The 17,142-nt window shown below is 66.4% G+C and carries 8 protein-coding genes and 1 pseudogene; 3 read left to right on the plus strand and 6 right to left on the minus strand.

The annotated features are described in order from the left end of the window. Positions 1–297: pseudogene (locus tag KK7_RS22920) on the minus strand (hypothetical protein); the annotation flags it as partial. Between the two features lie 211 nt (positions 298–508). Continuing rightward, positions 509–2,794 (minus strand): TonB-dependent receptor, encoded by a 2,286-nt coding sequence (locus tag KK7_RS0111790; RefSeq protein WP_010544853.1) that lies wholly within the window; start codon positions 2,792–2,794, stop codon positions 509–511. A gap of 355 nt (positions 2,795–3,149) precedes the next feature. On the opposite strand from KK7_RS0111790, the gene rpoB reads away from it, so the two are divergent. Both rpoB and rpoC read left to right on the plus strand, forming a co-directional pair. Continuing rightward, complete coding sequence (rpoB, locus tag KK7_RS0111795) at positions 3,150–7,295, plus strand: DNA-directed RNA polymerase subunit beta (protein WP_010544854.1); 4,146 nt, start codon at positions 3,150–3,152, stop codon at positions 7,293–7,295. Between the two features lie 211 nt (positions 7,296–7,506). Further along, positions 7,507–11,790 (plus strand): DNA-directed RNA polymerase subunit beta', encoded by a 4,284-nt coding sequence (gene rpoC / locus KK7_RS0111800; protein WP_010544856.1) that lies wholly within the window; start codon positions 7,507–7,509, stop codon positions 11,788–11,790. A 131-nt stretch (positions 11,791–11,921) separates the two neighbouring features. Here the strand turns inward: rpoC and KK7_RS0111805 are convergent, their stop codons facing one another. Then, entirely contained in the window at positions 11,922–13,073 is a 1,152-nt protein-coding gene (locus tag KK7_RS0111805; protein ID WP_029623209.1) for a carbohydrate porin, read from the minus strand. Positions 13,074–13,298: 225 nt separating this feature from the next. Between KK7_RS0111805 and KK7_RS20550 the strand changes: the two genes are divergently transcribed. Further along, positions 13,299–14,996 carry a methyl-accepting chemotaxis protein gene (locus tag KK7_RS20550; RefSeq protein WP_010544858.1) on the plus strand — a complete coding sequence of 566 codons (1,698 nt, stop codon included), beginning with the start codon at positions 13,299–13,301 and terminating at the stop codon, positions 14,994–14,996. A 22-nt stretch (positions 14,997–15,018) separates the two neighbouring features. Here KK7_RS20550 and KK7_RS0111815 read toward each other — a convergent pair whose 3' ends face one another. From KK7_RS0111815 to modA, 3 genes are read right to left on the minus strand one after another with little or no spacing between them, the layout of a single operon-like run. Further along, positions 15,019–15,630, minus strand: a complete 612-nt coding sequence (locus KK7_RS0111815; protein WP_010544859.1) for an ATP-binding cassette domain-containing protein — start codon at positions 15,628–15,630, stop codon at positions 15,019–15,021. Next, positions 15,620–16,309, minus strand: a complete 690-nt coding sequence (gene modB, locus KK7_RS0111820) for a molybdate ABC transporter permease subunit (protein ID WP_010544860.1) — start codon at positions 16,307–16,309, stop codon at positions 15,620–15,622. The genes KK7_RS0111815 and modB overlap by 11 nt, the downstream gene beginning before the upstream one ends. A gap of 10 nt (positions 16,310–16,319) precedes the next feature. Beyond that, on the minus strand, positions 16,320–17,099 hold the full coding sequence (modA, locus tag KK7_RS0111825; RefSeq protein ID WP_040598480.1) for a molybdate ABC transporter substrate-binding protein: 780 nt from the start codon (positions 17,097–17,099) through the stop codon (positions 16,320–16,322). Between the last annotated feature and the right edge of the window lie 43 nt (positions 17,100–17,142).

The raw sequence follows: 17,142 nt of genomic DNA on the forward strand, positions 1-17,142 counted from the left end.
GCGGGCGCTGCGTGCCGGACGGGCGGCGGGCGCGGTATCGGCGGCCGAGCGGCCCTGGTTCGGGCTGCCGGCCATCTGCTCCTCTACCGGCGGCACCTGCTGGACGACGGGGCTGGCCGGGGCCATCCGCATCTCCGGGGCGGGCGTCGCCGCCTGGGGCGCGGGCGCCTCGACCGGTGGCGGCGGGGATAGGGTCTGCTGGGACGCTGCCTCCTGGGCGAGCGCGGGGGTGGCAAGGAACGCGGCACCGATCAACAGTGCGGCGCGGGGGCGAAGCGGGGTCTGACACTGTTTCATGACAGAGGTACAACGGACGGAACCCGCAAATCGGCCCCTGCCGCTGCGGCCGGCGGAGGCGGCAAAGCGGTGACCCGATCCATTCACCGGCCATTCAGGCACGGAACTTGCCCTTGCCGGCGCCTGAAATACGCGCGCAACATGTTGAAAACAAAAGGGCTTGCAGTACTTTCGCACTGCAAGCCCCATTCCCGTTGCGAAGGCGGAACGATCAGAACTTGCCGGTCAGTTGCACCCCGTAGAAGCGCGGTTCGCCCGGAATATAGGTCGGGTTGTTGAAGCCGCCGCCAGTGTTGCCGGCGTCCAGCAGATAGCGCGCGTTGGTGGCGTTGCGGAGATAGCCGGCGATCTCGTACTTGCCCTCGGCGAAGCTGAGGCCGGCCTTGAGGTTCACCAGCGTAACCTTGTTCTGCGAGATCGCCTCGCGGTTCGGGATCTCGAAGAAGATCTTGCTGCGATAGGTCACGCTCGGCGTGGCAAACAGGCGGACGCCGTTGCCCACCGGCGCGTCGACGGTAAACCCGGCGGACCATTGCATCCGCGGCTGCAGGCGGAAGCGGTTGCCGGCATAGATGCCGTTCGCCCTTGTCCGGTCGATGCCGCCGTCGATGAAGCCGGCATTGGCGAACATCGTCAGCCACGCGGTCGGGCGCAGCTGCCCTTCGGCCTCGACACCCAGGTTGCTCGCCGTGCCCGCGCTTTCGGTGATGTTGGAGCCGACCGGGCGCCCCGAGGGGTCGTTGGGGTCGGTCACCGTGCGGCTGATCTGGAAGTTGTTGTACTTCTGGTAATAAACGCCCAGCGAGCCGTCGAACATGCCGCGCGACAGCTTCACGCCGCCCTCATAGTTCCACACCGTCTCTTCCGGGATCACCGAGGTCGTCGTCGGCGTCTGGTTGACGGTCGGCGAGCGCCGGCCCTTCGAGATCGTGGCATAGAGGTTCAGCGCGTCGTTCACCCGGTACAACGCGTTGAAGCGCGGCAGCAGCGCCTGGAAGCTGTCCTGGCTCCACAGAGTGCCCTTGGTGGTCGCCTGGCCCGGGATCAGCGGCGCGCCGCTCAGCACCGATTTGGGCGCGACCGAGACATAGCCCGACTTGCGCTGCTCGATCAGCACGCGGAGGCCCGCGGTCAGCTCGAGGCGATGGCTGGGCATCCAGGTCGCCTCGCCGAACATCGAATACTGGTCGTTGATGCCCTTGTTGGTGAAGATCGAGCTGTAGGGGATCTGGGTGAGTGCACCGCCGGTGAACCGCGCCGTAGCCTGTGCCGCAGTAACGACCCCTGCCGCATTCACGCAGCCCAGATCGGCGAACCGGTTGGTGGCGCATTGAATGTAGGTGCCTTCCTCGGTCGAGAAGGGCACTTCCTGGCGGCTGTTCTCGTGCAGCACGTTCCAGCCGAAGCTGGTGCGGACATGGTCGTCGCTATAGGCGAAGCGCGATTCATGGCTGATCTGCGAGCCATAGGCGCCCTCGGCGAATTCCAGCCACCAGGCCGCAGAGCCGTCGGCATCGAACACCTCGAGCGAGCTGAACGCGCGGTAGCCGTTGACGGTGGTGAAGCTCCAGCCGTCGCCCATGTCGTAGCGGGCGGTAAGGTTCACGTCGTAGACGTCGCGGGTCAGGCCGAGCTTGTCCTTGCCCAGCACCTGCTTCGAGAAGGGCGAGCCCGAAAGATTTGCCGCGCCGAAGGGGTCGGCCGGGCCTGCCGAGGTGGCGAAGCGCTTCGAGATGAACGGCGTGCCGCTGTTGCGCTGGCGGTCATAGGTGCCGACCAGGTCGACGGTCAGCGCGGTGGTCGGCGTGTAGCGCAGCGAGGCGCGCAGGCCGAGCTGGTTCTGGGCATAGAGGTCGCCCTGGGTGGTCGACAGGTTCTTTACATAGCCGTCGCGCTTCTTCCACTCGCCGGCGATGCGCGCGGCGATCACGTCGTTGCCGATGTTGAGGTGGCCGCCGGCCAGATAGGCATTGTAGTTGCCATAGCCCGCCGTCGCCTCGCCCTCGATTCCGGGCTTCGGCTTGGCGGAGAGGATGCTGACCGCACCCACGGTGGAGGCGGTGCCGAACAGGGTGGCCTGCGGGCCCTTCACCACCTCGATCCGGTCGACGTCGTAGACCGCCTGGTAGACGCCGCGCGACCGCGAGATGTCGACGCCGTTGTAATAGACCGTAACCCGCGCCGCCTGCTGCGCCGAGCCGCTGTCCGAGGTGATGCCGCGGATCACGATGCCCGGGTTGTTGGCGCTCTGCTCCTGGATGTTGAGCCCGGGGACATAGCTGGACAGCTCGTCCAGATCGTCGACGCCCAGCCGCTTCATCTGCGCCTGGGTCACCGCGGTGACCGTGATCGGCACGTCGCGGAGCTTCTGTTCGAACTTCTGCGCGGTGACGATGATGTCGCCCGCGCCTTCGTTCTGCTGGCCGGCCTGCGCGTGCGCGGCGGTTGCCGAGACACCGGCGAGAAGGATGGCGACGAGACCCGATGAACCGTTCATGATTTTCTCCCTGTTCAGGGAGCCGGTTGCCGCCGGTTTGTTAAGGCAACGCTGCAACGTCGCGACAAAAATATTGCGATGCGCAAACGCGCGCGATTCGAAGGAAAAATGAGGCCAGTTCGCGCCTTTGACATCCCCTCCCCTATCCCCTATATCCTCGCTCTGGCCCTCCGATCGGGAAATGACGCGCCGTCGCGCAGCGTGTCGTAGGAATGGATCGGAACGGCTTGTCAGACGCCCGTAGAGCTGCCGAAACCCGAACATCGGGGGTCGCGCGGCCTTTCGGCGTCGCTTTGCACGTCCTGGCTCCCGGACAGGGGCAGCGAGTTTACGGCTGACGAGGCAACACACACCTATGGCTACCAAAGCAATCGAGGGCGGCACGCTGAAGCGCCGCATCCGCAAGGTGTTCGGCGACATCCACGAAGTGGTGCAGATGCCGAACCTGATCGAGGTTCAGCGCGAATCCTACGAACAGTTCCTGCGGTCCGATCCCTCGATCGGCTATGTGTCCGGCCTCGAGAAGACGCTCCGCAGCGTGTTCCCGATCCGCGACTTCGCCGGCACCGCCGAGCTCGACTTCGTGACCTACGAGCTCGAGGACCCGAAGTTCGACGTGGACGAGTGCCGTCAGCGCGGCATCACCTATGCGGCGCCGATGCGCGTCACCCTGCGCCTCATCGTGTTCGAGGTCGATCCCGATACGGAAGCCCGATCGGTGCTCGATATCAAGGAGCAGGACGTGTACATGGGCGACATGCCGCTCATGACCGAGAACGGCACCTTCTTCATCAACGGCACCGAGCGCGTCATCGTCAGCCAGATGCACCGGTCGCCGGGCGTGCTGTTCGATCACGATCGCGGCAAGACCCACGCTTCGGGCAAGTATCTCTTCGCCGCGCGCGTGATCCCGTATCGCGGGTCGTGGCTGGACTTCGAGTTCGACGCCAAGGACATCGTCAACGTCCGTATCGACCGCAAGCGCAAGCTGCCGGTCACCAGCCTGCTGTATGCGCTGGGGCTGAGCTCGGAAGAGATCCTCAACTATTTCTACAACCGCGTCACCTTCCTGCGCGGTCCGAACGGCTGGCAGATCCCGTTCCAGGTCGAGAACTGGCGCGGTTCGAAGCCGATGTTCGACATCGTCGACGCCAAGTCGGGCGAGGTCGTGTTCCCGGCCGGCCAGAAGATCAGCCCGCGCGCGGCCAACAAGGCGGCGAAGGACGGTCTCGAGACGCTGCTGATCCCGACCGAGGAAATCTTCGGTCGCTACAGCGCCTATGACCTGATCAACGAGCAGACCGGCGAGATCTACATCGAAGCCGGCGACGAAGTCTCGGCCGAGAATCTGGAGAAGCTCGACAAGGCCGGCATCGACCGGATCGAGCTGCTCGACATCGATCACATCGCCACGGGTCCGTGGATCCGCAACACGCTCAAGGTCGACAAGGCCGAAGAGCGCCAGCAGGCGCTGTCCGACATCTACCGCGTCATGCGCCCCGGCGAACCGCCGACGCTCGAGACCGCGGAATCGCTGTTCGCCGGCCTGTTCTTCGATCCGGAGCGCTACGACCTCTCGGCCGTGGGCCGCGTGAAGCTCAACATGCGCCTGGGCCTCGACACCCCGGACACCGTGACCACGCTGCGCACCGAGGACATTCTCGAGGTCGTCAAGACGCTCGTGAACCTCAAGGACGGCAAGGGCGAAGTCGACGACATCGACAATCTCGGCAACCGCCGCGTGCGTTCGGTGGGCGAGCTGCTCGAGAACCAGTACCGCGTCGGCCTGCTCCGCATGGAGCGCGCCGTGAAGGAGCGCATGTCGTCGGTCGACGTGTCGACGGTGATGCCGAACGACCTGATCAACGCCAAGCCCGCGGTCGCCGCGGTGCGCGAGTTCTTCGGTTCGTCGCAGCTGTCGCAGTTCATGGACCAGACCAACCCGCTCTCCGAAGTGACGCACAAGCGTCGCGTCTCGGCGCTCGGGCCGGGCGGTCTGACGCGTGAGCGCGCCGGCTTCGAAGTCCGCGACGTTCACCCGACCCATTATGGCCGTATCTGCCCGATCGAAACGCCGGAAGGCCCGAACATCGGTCTGATCAACAGCCTCGCGACCTTCAGCCGCGTCAACAAGTATGGCTTCATCGAGACGCCGTACCGCAAGATCATCGACGGCAAGGTGACCAATGAGGTCGTCTACCTGTCGGCGATGGAAGAGCAGAAGCACACGATCGCGCAGGCATCGGCCGAGCTCGACGAGACCGGCGCGTTCGTCGACGAGCTGGTCTCGGCCCGCCAGGGCGGTGAATTCCTGATGGCGCTGCGCGATCAGGTGACGCTGATGGACGTGTCGCCGAAGCAGCTCGTTTCGGTCGCCGCCTCGCTGATCCCCTTCCTCGAGAAGGACGACGCGAACCGCGCACTCATGGGCTCGAACATGCAGCGTCAGGCCGTGCCGCTGGTGAAGGCGGAAGCGCCCTTCGTCGGCACCGGCATGGAAGCGACCGTTGCCCGCGATTCCGGCGCCGCGATCGCCGCCAAGCGTTCGGGCGTGGTCGACCAGGTCGACGCGACCCGCATCGTGGTGCGCGCGACGGGTGACGTCGATGCCAGCGAGAGCGGCGTCGACATCTACACGCTGATGAAGTTCCAGCGCTCGAACCAGTCGACCTGCATCAACCAGCGTCCGCTGGTGAAGGTGGGCGACATGGTGCAGGCCGGCGACGTGATCGCCGACGGCCCGTCGACCGAGTTCGGCGAGCTGGCGCTGGGCCGCAACGTGCTCGTCGCGTTCATGCCGTGGAACGGCTACAACTACGAGGACTCGATCCTGATCAACGAGCGCATCGTGAAGGACGACGTGTTCACGTCGATCCACATCGATGAGTTCGAGGTCGCGGCCCGCGACACCAAGCTCGGGCCGGAGGACATCACGCGCGACATCCCGAACGTCGGCGAGGAAGCGCTGCGCAACCTCGACGAGGCGGGCATCGTCTATGTCGGCGCCGAGGTCGAGCCGGGCGACATCCTGGTCGGCAAGATCACGCCCAAGGGCGAAAGCCCGATGACGCCGGAAGAAAAGCTCCTCCGCGCCATCTTCGGCGAAAAGGCCAGCGACGTGCGCGACACCTCGCTGCGCCTGCCGCCGGGCGTTTCGGGCACGATCGTCGACGTCCGCGTGTTCAACCGTCACGGCATCGACAAGGACGAACGTGCCCTGGCGATCGAGCGCGAGGAAATCGAGCGCCTGCGCAAGGACGCCGACGACGAACGCAACATCCTCAACCGCGCGACCTGGTCGCGTCTGCGCGAGATGCTGCTGGGTCAGGTTGCGACCGCCGCGCCGAAGGGCCTGAAGAAGGGCATCACCATCGACGAGGACGTGCTGGACAGCGTCGACCGTCACGAATGGTGGAAGTTCGCGGTGCAGGACGACACCATGCAGGGCAACCTGGAAGCGGTGAAGGGCCAGTATGACGAGGCCGTGAAGCGCATCAAGGACAAGTTCGAGGACCGCCGCGAGAAGCTGGAGCGGGGCGACGAGCTGCCGCCGGGCGTGCTGAAGATGGTCAAGGTGTTCGTCGCGGTGAAGCGCAAGCTGCAGCCGGGTGACAAGATGGCCGGCCGCCACGGCAACAAGGGCATCATCAGCCGCATCCTGCCGCAGGAAGACATGCCGTTCCTCGAGGACGGTACGCCGGTCGACTTCGTGCTCAACCCGCTGGGCGTGCCGAGCCGCATGAACGTCGGGCAGATCTTCGAGACCCATCTGGGCTGGGCCGCGCGCGGCCTGGGCCGGAAGATCGGCGACGCGCTCGATGCCTGGCGTGCAGCCAACCCGAATCCGCAGGCCGGCGAACCGCCGGAAGCGGTGCGGGAGCTGCTCAGCACCGTCTATGGCGACACCTACAAGGAAGAGCTGCGCCAGCGCACGACCGAACAGCTGGTGGACCTGGCGCAGAACGTCCGTTCGGGCGTGCCGATGGCCACCCCGGTGTTCGACGGCGCGGTGGAGGCCGACGTCTCGGCGATGCTGCGCATGGCGGGCCTGGACGAATCCGGCCAGGTCACGCTGTTCGACGGCCGCACGGGCGAGGCGTTCGACCGCAAGGTGACGGTGGGGTACAAATATGTGCTCAAGCTGCACCACCTGGTCGACGACAAGATCCACGCGCGTTCGATCGGGCCGTACAGCCTCGTCACCCAGCAGCCGCTGGGCGGTAAGGCGCAGTTCGGCGGCCAGCGCTTCGGTGAAATGGAAGTGTGGGCGCTCCAGGCCTACGGCGCGGCGTATACGCTCCAGGAAATGCTGACGGTGAAGTCGGACGACGTGGTCGGCCGCACCAAGGTCTACGAAGCGATCGTCAAGGGCGACGACACCTTCGAGGCCGGCATTCCGGAGAGCTTCAACGTGCTCGTCAAGGAAATGCGCTCGCTGGGCCTCAACGTCGAGCTGAAGAGCCAGGAAGAAGACGACGGTCTGGCCGAGGCGGCGGAGTAAGGCGATAAATGAGCAGGCACCGGATACTTGACTGGACGTTGCGTATCACGGGCCTGCTCGTAGCGGCTTTCAACTTGGCGTTTTTGATGGACGTGAGCCTCCCGGCATCCGTCCGCAGCCTTGGAAACTCGCTCACCATCGCCTTCGCGCTCGCAATCTGCCTCCTGGCCTTTGCTGGTCGATGGATTTTACCCTCTAGAGGGACTGAAAAATGAACGAACTTACCAACTTCGCGAACCCGCTCGCCAAGCCGGAAACCTTCGACCAGATCCAGATCGGGATCGCGTCGCCGGACCGTATCCGCAGCTGGTCGTTCGGCGAGATCAAGAAGCCCGAGACGATCAACTATCGCACGTTCAAGCCCGAGCGTGACGGCCTGTTCTGCGCGCGCATCTTCGGTCCGATCAAGGATTACGAGTGCCTGTGCGGCAAGTACAAGCGCATGAAGTACAAGGGCATCGTCTGCGAAAAGTGCGGCGTGGAAGTGACCGTCTCGAAGGTCCGCCGCGAGCGCATGGGCCATATCGAACTGGCCGCCCCGGTCGCGCACATCTGGTTCCTGAAGTCGCTGCCGAGCCGCATCGGCCTGCTGCTCGACATGCAGCTCAAGCAGCTCGAGCGCGTACTCTACTTCGAGAGCTACATCGTCACCGAGCCGGGCCTCACCCCGCTCGAGAAGTTCCAGCTCCTCACCGAGGACGAGCTGCTCGACGCGCAGGATGAATATGGCGAGGACGCCTTCTCCGCCGGCATCGGCGCGGAAGCGGTCAAGATCATGCTCATGGATCTCGACCTCGAGGGCGAGCGCAAGGAGCTTCTGGAAGAGCTGGCGACGACCAAGTCGGAGCTGAAGCCCAAGAAGATCATCAAGCGCCTCAAGGTCGTCGAGAGCTTCATCGAATCCGGCAACCGCCCGGAATGGATGATCCTGGACGTCGTGCCGGTGATCCCGCCCGAACTGCGCCCGCTGGTGCCGCTGGACGGCGGCCGCTTCGCGACCTCGGATCTCAACGATCTGTATCGCCGCGTGATCAACCGGAACAACCGCCTCAAGCGGCTGATGGAGCTGCGCGCGCCGGACATCATCGTCCGCAACGAAAAGCGCATGCTGCAGGAAGCCGTCGACGCGCTGTTCGACAATGGCCGCCGCGGCCGCACCATCACCGGTGCGAACAAGCGTCCGCTCAAGTCGCTGTCCGACATGCTCAAGGGCAAGCAGGGCCGCTTCCGTCAGAACCTGCTCGGCAAGCGCGTCGACTATTCGGGCCGTTCGGTCATCGTGACCGGTCCGGAGCTCAAGCTGCACCAGTGCGGCCTGCCGAAGAAGATGGCGCTCGAGCTGTTCAAGCCGTTCATCTACGCCCGTCTCGACGCCAAGGGTCTGTCCATGACCCTCAAGCAGGCGAAGAAGTGGGTCGAGAAGGAGCGCAAGGAAGTCTGGGACATACTGGACGAAGTGATCCGCGAGCACCCGGTTCTCCTCAACCGCGCGCCGACGCTCCACCGTCTGGGCATCCAGGCGTTCGAGCCGGTGCTGATCGAAGGCAAGGCGATCCAGCTCCACCCGCTGGTCTGCTCGGCGTTCAACGCCGACTTCGACGGTGACCAGATGGCCGTCCACGTGCCCCTGAGCCTCGAGGCGCAGCTGGAAGCGCGCGTCCTGATGATGTCGACCAACAACATCCTGTCCCCCGCCAACGGCAAGCCGATCATCGTGCCGTCGCAGGACATGGTGCTGGGTCTCTACTACATCACCATGGAGAAGGAAGGCGAGCCGGGCGAAGGCATGATCCTCGCCGACATGGCGGAGGTTCACCAGGCCCTCAACGCCGGCGCGGTGACGCTGCACTCGAAGATCACCAGCCGCGTGCCGCAGACCGACGAGAACGGCCAGACCTACCTCAAGCGCTACCAGACCACGCCTGGCCGCATGCTGCTCGGCGAGTGCCTGCCGAAGAGCCACAAGGTACCGTTCGACGTCGTCAATCGCCTGCTCACCAAGAAGGACGTGGGTGACGTGATCGACGAGGTCTATCGTCACACCGGCCAGAAGGAGACCGTGCTGTTCGCCGACGCGATCATGAGCCTCGGCTTCCGCAACGCGTTCAAGGCGGGCATCTCGTTCGGCAAGGACGACATGATCATCCCGGACGCCAAGGTCGGTCTGGTCGACGAGACCAAGGCGCTGGTGAAGGACTTCGAGCAGCAGTATCAGGACGGCCTGATCACGCAGCAGGAGAAGTACAACAAGGTGATCGACGCCTGGAGCCGTTGCGGTGACCAGGTGGCCGCGGCGATGATGGACGAGATCAAGGCGGTCAAGAAGGACCCCGAGACCGGCCGCCAGATGCCCGACAACGCCATCTACATCATGGCGCACTCCGGTGCCCGTGGTTCGGCGGCGCAGATCAAGCAGCTCGCCGGCATGCGCGGCCTGATGGCCAAGCCGTCGGGCGAGATCATCGAAACGCCGATCATCTCGAACTTCAAGGAAGGTCTGACCGTCCTTGAATACTTCAACTCGACCCACGGCGCGCGCAAGGGCCTCGCGGACACCGCGTTGAAGACGGCGAACTCGGGCTACCTCACCCGTCGTCTGGTCGACGTGAGCCAGGACTGCGTCGTCCTCGAGGACGATTGCGGTACCGAGCGCGCGCTGGAGATGAAGGCGATCGTGCAGGGCGGTTCGGTGATCGCCTCGCTCGGCGAGCGCATCCTGGGCCGCACCACGGCCGAGGACATCGTCGATCCGAAGACCAACCAGGTCGTGATCCCGGTCGGCACGCTGCTCGACGAGGCGATGATCGCGCAGATCGAGGCGCTCAGCACGCCTGCGGTGAAGATCCGTTCGCCGCTGGTCTGCGAAGCCAAGCTCGGCGTGTGCGCCAAGTGCTACGGGCGTGACCTCGCCCGCGGTACGCCGGTGAACATCGGCGAAGCGGTCGGCGTCATCGCGGCGCAGTCGATCGGTGAGCCGGGCACGCAGCTGACCATGCGTACCTTCCACATCGGCGGTGCGGCGCAGCTCAACGAGCAGTCGAACCTCGAAGCCCCCGTGGACGGCAAGGCCGAGTTCCGCGACCTGCGCCTGATCGAGGATCAGCGCGGCCGTCGCGTGGTGCTCAGCCGCTCGGGCGAGATCGCGATCATGGACATGGATGGCCGCGAGCTGGCCGTGCACAAGATCCCGTACGGCGCCTATGTGATGTTCGACGACGGCCATCTGGTCAGCGCCGGCGATCGCATGGCCGAATGGGATCCGTTCACCATGCCGGTGATCACCGAAACCGGCGGTACCGTGAAGTACCAGGACATCATCGAAGGCAAGACCATGACCGAGCAGGTCGACGAAGCGACGGGCATCGCCCAGCGCGTCGTCACCGAGTTCCGCGGTGCGGGCAAGAAGGAGGACCTGCGTCCTCGCATGACCCTCACCGGCGAGAATGCCGCCGAAGCCGCCCGCTACATGCTGGCGCCGGGCGCGGTGATCTCGGTCGAGGACGGTGCCACGGTGCAGGGCGGTGACGTTCTCGCTCGTGTGGCCCGCGAGTCTGCCAAGACCCGCGACATCACCGGCGGTCTGCCGCGCGTCGCCGAGCTGTTCGAAGCGCGCAAGCCCAAGGAAAATGCCATCATCGCCAAGGTCTCGGGCCGCGTGGTGTTCGGCAAGGACTATAAGGCCAAGCGCAAGATCGGCATCCAGCCGGAGGACGGCGGCGAGGTCGTGGAGTATCTGGTCCCGAAGTCGAAGGTGATCGACGTTCAGGAAGGCGACTACGTCAAGCGTGGCGACAACCTGATCGGCGGTTCGCCGGATCCGCACGACATTCTGGAAGTGCTCGGCATCGAGCCGCTGGCCGAATATCTGGTCAGCGAAATCCAGGAAGTCTATCGACTGCAGGGCGTCAAGATCAACGACAAGCACATCGAGGTAATCGTTCGCCAGATGCTGCAGAAGGTCGAGATCACCGACGGTGGCGACACGACGCTGCTGGCGGGCGAACAGGTCGATCGCGACGAGATGGACGAGCACAACGAGAAGCTCCAGCCGGGCCAGCAGCCTGCGCAGGGCAAGCCGATCCTGCTCGGCATCACCAAGGCAAGCTTGCAGACCCGCAGCTTCATCTCGGCCGCGTCGTTCCAGGAGACCACCCGCGTGCTCACCGAAGCCGCGGTGCAGGGCAAGAAGGACACGCTGCTCGGCCTGAAGGAGAATGTGATCGTCGGCCGCCTGATCCCCGCCGGTACCGGTGCGGGCATGGGTCGCCTGCGCGTTGCCGCCACCTCGCGCGATGCGGCGCTCCGCGTCGCCCAGCGCCGGATGCAGGAAGCCTCGCTCATCGCTCCGGCGAGCGCGGCGGAAGAGCATGCGGCCGAGCTGGCCCGTAGCCCGCGCGATGCCGCCGGCACCGGGGATGATCCCCTGGCGCAGGTTGCACCCTCGGGCCACGGCACCGATGCGGATGCCGGCGAGTATCTGAACGAGGCGGAGTGATCCGCCCCGTTCGGGGGCTCCCAGCCTGACCGAGCGTAACCAAGAAAAGAGCCGCCGTCCGGGATCCCGGGCGGTGGCTTTTTTTTTCGTTGTGTTCACGCTCCGGCGCCGCCGGTCGCGGGGCACGGCGATCAGAAGGCGATGCGCGTCCGCAGGGCGGCAACGACGGTCGTCGGCGTCTTGTCGACCCCGCCGCGGTCGAAGATCAGCTGCAGGTCCGGCTGGATCGTCAGCCAGCGCGCGACCTGGTCCGAATAGGTGACTTCCAGCGCGCTCTCCGCCCGCGCCGGCGGCAGCCCCTGGGCCGCGAGGACGGCACGATAGCCCCGCGTCGTCACACCCTGGTTCATGCCGAAGGACAGCGACGACGCCGGGCGCCCCGGCAGTAGCCGCTCGATCAGCAAGCCGGCCTGCCAGCCGCCCTGATAGGGCGTGGTCCTGCCCTCCGAGGCCCCTGCCCGGCCGAACAGCGTCAGCGTCCGCCGGTCGTCGCCCCCGGCCAGTCGCAGCTCGGCCACGACATAGGCGCCGTGCGCCCGCTGGTGCAGCGGGTTGCCGTCCGCATCGGTCTCGGTGAAATCCTCCTGCCGCTTACTGTAGCGCCAATAGCCGACCGCGAGCTTCCCCCGCGAGCCTTCCAACCCCACCTCGCCGATGCCGAGCACGCCGTTGCTGAAGCGGAAGTCCACGCCGCGCGGCTCGCCCGGACATCCGGCGGTGGCATTGAGCAGTGCCGCGCGGACATAGCCCACCTTGCCCACGCGCTGCTCCACCCGCACCGTCAGCGAAGTCGACGGGAAGATGGAGGGCCCGTTGACCCCGGTTGCGGACAGCTCCGAGCCGACGCCGAAGGCGGGCCCGATGAGGAGGCCGGCGGACCCGTTGACGTAGAACTCGCTGTTCAGATCGTAGAGACCGGCGCGTACGCTGGTCCGCGCACCGATCCGGTGTTCCACCCATGCTTCGTAGAGTCGGAATCGATGGCTGGCGACCTCGATATTGTCGACACCCTGCAAGGTGCCGATGCCGTTGTTGGGCGATGCGCCAAGATTGTTCATCACCTGCACATGCGCGGTCGTGCCTTTCCAACCGACAAGCTTTTCCAGGTCGACGTCCGCCGTCACCCGCAGATCGTCGAGAAGATAGGCACGGCTATCGTCGCTACCGCGCACCGCAGACAGGAGATCAATCGTCTCGGCGACGTGCAATTCTACCGCGGATTGCGCCTTGGCCGAAGTTGCACCAAGCAGTGCAAACGTTAGGGCAAGCAGAACTCGCTTCATCACAAAGCATCCTTTCACCCCTCGACATCATTTTTAGGTGAACCACTCCGCCTAACGGAATCTTTGCTATAATTTTGCTGGGATACATATTTTCGGGTCGGGGGAAACCGCAGGGCTAGGAGCGTGACCTTGTCGTCGATTTCTCAGTCAAGTCGTAAGATAACCGGCGCGATTATCGGCCTTTTTCTCCTGTGCGGCGGAACCGGCATCCTGGCGGCATGGCAATTGTCCGCCGCGCTCGATCGCCAGGCGGTGGGCGCGGCGCTGCTCCGCAACCATATGGAGGCGGACATGATGCACGATGCGGTGCGCAGCGACGTGCTCGCCGCACTTGCCTCGGCGGACCCGTCGATGCGGCTCAAGCGCGAGGACGCCGAGAAGGACCTTGGCGAACATCTCGATCTGCTGCGCACGACGATCGCGGAGGATTCCGCCTTCCGGGGAAATGCCGCGGTGCAAGCAGCGACGGCAGCGATCGCGGCGCCGATGACCGCCTATGCCAATGCCGCCAAACAGATCGTCGAAGCCGCGGGTGCCAACCCCGCTACAGCCAAGCGGAGCCTGCCCGACTTCATGACGCAGTTTTCCGCGCTGGAGGAATCGATGAGCAAGGCGTCGGACGCGATCGAAGCCTATTCCGAGCAAACCGCACGAAGCGGCGCACGGCTCGGCATCATCGCCATCTGCCTGCTCGTCGCGACATTGGCCATTGCCATCGCGGGGGCGCTGTTCCTTGCTCGCATGGTCCACCGCACGCTCGTCGAGCCCCTGGCAGGCCTCGCGGACACGGTGAAGGGCCTCGAACCCGGCGCCACCGCCACCGTGCCCGAGACGCAGCGCCAGGACGAACTGGGCGAACTCGCCCGCGCGATCGACAAGTTCAACGAGCATGTCGTGCGCGCGGAAGAAGCGAAGAACGCCAATACCGATCTGATCGTGCAAACTGTCGGCAGCGGCCTGCAGCGGCTTGCCGAGGGTGATTTCACGACCAGCATCGATGCCGCGCTCTCCGGGCCGTTCGAGCGACTGAAACGCGACTTCAACGCCGCCATCGACAGCCTGCGCGAACTGGTCGGTTCGGTTCGCAGCGGCGCGGTCGCGCTGCGCCAGGGATCGAGCGAGATCGCCGCCGCCTCGGAGGACCTCGCCAAGCGGACCGAAGCCAATGCCGCCAGCCTGGAGACCACCGCCCATGTCGTCAGCGAGATCGACGGGCGCCTGAAGACGTCGCTGGAGGCGACCACCGGCACCGTCACCCGCGCCAACCAGACGATGGAGGCCGTCACCGCCGGTCGCGGCCGGGTGAGCAACGCCGTCACCGCGATGAGCCGGGTGTCGGACAGCGCCAAGGGCATCGACGCCGTGATAGAGGGTCTCGACAAGATCGCCTTCCAGACGCGGGTTCTTGCGATGAACGCCGCGGTCGAAGCCGGTCGGGCCGGCGAAGCGGGCCGGGGCTTTGCGGTGGTCGCCGATCTCGTTTCCGCCCTGGCGATGCGCGCCGAGGAAGAGGCCGGCCGCGCCCGCGACCAGCTCACCGTCACCCAGGTCGAGATCGGCACCGCGGTCGCCGCCGTCGAGGATGTCGACGGCGCGTTCAATGCCATTTCGGAGAACGCCCAGTCGGTGCACCAGCTGCTCGCCAAGGTGGCGGACGACAACCGGGTGCAATCGGAAGCGCTATCGCGCCTGAACGAGTCGATTCACACCATGGACCTGTCTACCCAGCAGAATGCGGCGATGGTGGAAGAGACCTCGGCGGCCGCGCGCAACCTGATGGCCGAAGTCGCCGACTTGGCCGACCGCGCCGACAGGTTCCGCACCCAGCAGGGTAACGAGCGCCCCGCCCACCCTGCCCGGCGCGCTCCTGCGGCAGCGCTCCCGGCACCGGCCGAGCGCGTGGCGGAGGGCGAGTGGGTGTAGGGCCGCCGCGGCGCCGGCAGCCTCAGCCGAACGCGACGATCCGATCGCCCAGTCGTTCGGCCTCGCTCCGGTCGTGGGTGACGAGCAGGATCGGCAGGCCAGACCTGTCGCGGAGTCGCTCCAGCAGGCGGAGGATCTCCTCGCGCCGGGGGCGGTCCAGCGACGCCAGCGGCTCGTCGAGCAGCAGGAAGGCGGGGTCGGCAAGCAATGCCCGCCCGATCGCCACCCGCTTCGCCTCGCCGCCCGACAGCGTGCGCGGCCAGCGATCGAGCAACGGCGCAATGCCGAGCAGGCCGATCACCCCGTCCACGTCCGACACCGCGCCCTTGCGGTGGCCATAGAGCAGGTTGGCGCGCACCCGCAGGTGCGGGAACAACCGCGGCTCCTGGAAGACATAGCCGGCCCGCCGCGCCTCCGGCGGCAGGTCTATGTGCGCGGCGGCATCGAACAGCGTCCGCTCGCCGACGCGGACATGGCCGCGCTCCGGGCGGAGCAGCCCGGCGACCATGTTGAGTACGCTGGTCTTGCCGGCGCCCGAGGGGCCGAACAGCACGGTCACCCCCGCCCCGGGTTCGATCCGGCAGGCGATCTCGGTCTCGCCCAGACGGCGGCGAACGTCGATGTCAAAGGACATGCGTGCCCCGCCCGGCCCGCCGCGCGACCATCTCCGACCCCAGCAGTGCGACCAGGGCGATCGCCACCGACAGGGCGGAGAGGCGCAGCACCTGCCCCTCGCCGCCGGGCAGTTGCAGCGCGGAATAGATGGCGAGCGGCAGGGTCTGGGTCTCGCCGGGTACGTTGGAAACGAAGGTGATGGTCGCGCCGAACTCCCCCAGCGCACGCGCGAAGCCGAGCACCAGGCCGGCGAGCACCCCAGGGAGCGCCAGCGGCAGGGTGACGGTGGCGAAGGTGCGCCAGGGCCCCGCCCCCAGACTCCGCGCCGCCTGTTCCAGCCGGCGGTCCACCGCTTCCAGCGACAGCCGGATCGCCCGCACCATCAGCGGCAGCGCCATCACCGCGGAGGCGATCGCGGCGCCGCTCCAGCGGAACAGCACGGTGGCGCCGAACCAGCGCTCGATCAGGCCCCCGATCGGCCCGGCGGGGGCAAAGGCGAGCAGCAGGATCCACCCGGTAACCACCGGCGGCACCACCAGCGGCAGGTGCACCAGCGCATCAAGCAGCAGCTTGCCGGGAAAGCGCGTGCGTGCGAGCAGCCAAGCCAGCCCGAAGGCGAGCGGCAGCACGGCCAGCACCGCCACCCCGCCCACCCGGAGCGAGAGCAGCACGATGCTCCATTCCTCGGCACTCAGCATCCGCCGATGCTCATAGTGGGGTGAAGCCGTAGCGCGCGAAGATCGCCTTGCCGCGCGCGCTGATCAGGAAACGGCGGAACAGCTCCGCCTCCGGGCTGGCGGCGGTCCTGAGACGCGCGACGGGATAGCGGATCGGCGGATGGGTCGCGGCCGGGAAGATGCCCGCGATCCGTACCTTGCCCGAAGCGCGGGCGTCGGTCGCATAGACGATCCCGAACGGCACCGCCCCCCGCTCGACCAAGGCCAGCGCCGCCCGCACATTCTCCGCACGGACGACGCGGGGCTCCAGCCGGTCCCACGCGCCGATCTTCCGGAGCGCCGCCTTGCCATACAGGCCGGCGGGCACCGCATCGGGATCGGCCATTGCCAGTCGCCCTTGTCCGATCGCGGCGAGCAGCGGCGCGGCGCGGTCCAGCGCCACGGTCCGCCGGTCGCCCGCCGACGCCGCGAGCACCAGCCGGTTGCCGAGAAATGCCACGCGCGTGCCGGGGACGAGCTTGCCGGCTTTCTCCACCGCCTCCATCCAGGGCTCGTCGGCCGAGACGAACAGGTCTGCGGGGGCCCCGGACTGGATCTGCCGGGCCAGCGCCGAGGAGGCCGCGAAGGACAACACCGGCCGCGCATGCCCCATCTGTGCCCAGGCATCGGCGGCGGCGTTCATCGATTCCTGCAGGCTGGCCGCCGCGAGGACGATGGGAGGCCGCGGGGCGGCGTAGGCGACTCCTGGAAAGGACAAGTACAGCGCAATGCCCGCAAGGACGAGGCGGCGTATCGAAGTCGATGGCGACATCGGCGGGTACCCTTTCGGTCGATTGCCGGCTGGGGTTCGCGGC

Source organism: Sphingomonas elodea ATCC 31461 (genome assembly GCF_000226955.1).
In the GTDB taxonomy this organism is placed as follows: Bacteria; Pseudomonadota; Alphaproteobacteria; order Sphingomonadales; family Sphingomonadaceae; genus Sphingomonas; species Sphingomonas elodea.

Excerpts from the sequence above, each read along its gene's own strand:
- KK7_RS0111790 (WP_010544853.1), bottom strand. The coding sequence starts at position 2,794 with ATGAACGGTTCATCGGGTCTCGTCGCCATCCTTCTCGCCGGTGTCTCG.
- rpoB (WP_010544854.1), top strand. The coding sequence starts at position 3,150 with ATGGCTACCAAAGCAATCGAGGGCGGCACGCTGAAGCGCCGCATCCGC.
- modA (WP_040598480.1), bottom strand. The coding sequence starts at position 17,099 with ATGTCGCCATCGACTTCGATACGCCGCCTCGTCCTTGCGGGCATTGCG.
- KK7_RS0111805 (WP_029623209.1), bottom strand. The coding sequence starts at position 13,073 with ATGAAGCGAGTTCTGCTTGCCCTAACGTTTGCACTGCTTGGTGCAACT.
- KK7_RS0111815 (WP_010544859.1), bottom strand. The coding sequence starts at position 15,630 with ATGTCCTTTGACATCGACGTTCGCCGCCGTCTGGGCGAGACCGAGATC.
- modB (WP_010544860.1), bottom strand. The coding sequence starts at position 16,309 with ATGCTGAGTGCCGAGGAATGGAGCATCGTGCTGCTCTCGCTCCGGGTG.
- rpoC (WP_010544856.1), top strand. The coding sequence starts at position 7,507 with ATGAACGAACTTACCAACTTCGCGAACCCGCTCGCCAAGCCGGAAACC.